2 protein-coding genes are annotated in these 643 nt (G+C 37.5%); both read left to right on the top strand.

Features of this window, described 5'->3' with window-relative positions:
• Positions 1-198, top strand: a 198-nt coding sequence (locus tag CD147_RS12185; RefSeq protein ID WP_103167602.1) for a hypothetical protein, incomplete at its 5' end; no start/stop codon positions are given.
• A gap of 4 nt (positions 199-202) precedes the next feature.
• Positions 203-643 (top strand): DUF3310 domain-containing protein (locus CD147_RS11580; RefSeq protein WP_240621117.1); only part of this gene is annotated, 441 nt, incomplete at its 3' end.

Here is a 643-nt window from a genome sequence, read left to right as displayed (position 1 = left end):
TTAATACAGCAAGCTGAACTTAGACATGAAAGAGCATTAAAACGTAAACGTAGAGAAGAACGTATAGCAAGAGCAAAACGTGCAGAGCGTGAATTGGCTAAGCATAGAGTAAACACTAGGTACTTTAAAAACCTAGTACAAAACAATCTTATGGTTAAAATCAAAACAGATCAATACGGCAACGTACAGAGGGGGTAGCGGAATGGAAAACGTAAGAATAATTGATTTGAAAGTAGATAATATTGTTCAGTTTCAAGCGGCATTTAAAGGCATTACTGCTATGCAAACGGCTATAGTCAATCGTGTGTATGCAAATGAAAAAGGTTTGAAAACAGTTTGGTATGCAGATGTAGAGAATGCAGGTGGATATAAATTTACACTTACAGATAACGACGACTTTGTGAGAGTGAATGAGCCATTCACGCGTAAGGTGGATATGGTACACAAGCCAGAACATTACCACAGTGAAGACGGTATCGACTTAATAGAGTTTTGTCGTCAACAATTCACTGACGAAGAATTTAGAGGTGCTATGAAGTTTACTCAAATGCGTTACTCACTTAGAACAGGTCGTAAAGAAAATGATGTTCAAGACCAAAGCAAGTTGAAAGAGTACGCAGATAGATTTATGGAAGTACTGAAC

This window comes from Staphylococcus devriesei, from assembly GCF_002902625.1.
In the GTDB taxonomy this organism is placed as follows: Bacteria; Bacillota; Bacilli; order Staphylococcales; family Staphylococcaceae; genus Staphylococcus; species Staphylococcus devriesei.
The sequence above is the reverse complement of the archived record's forward strand: the minus strand, read 5'-3'. Positions and strand labels throughout refer to the sequence as shown.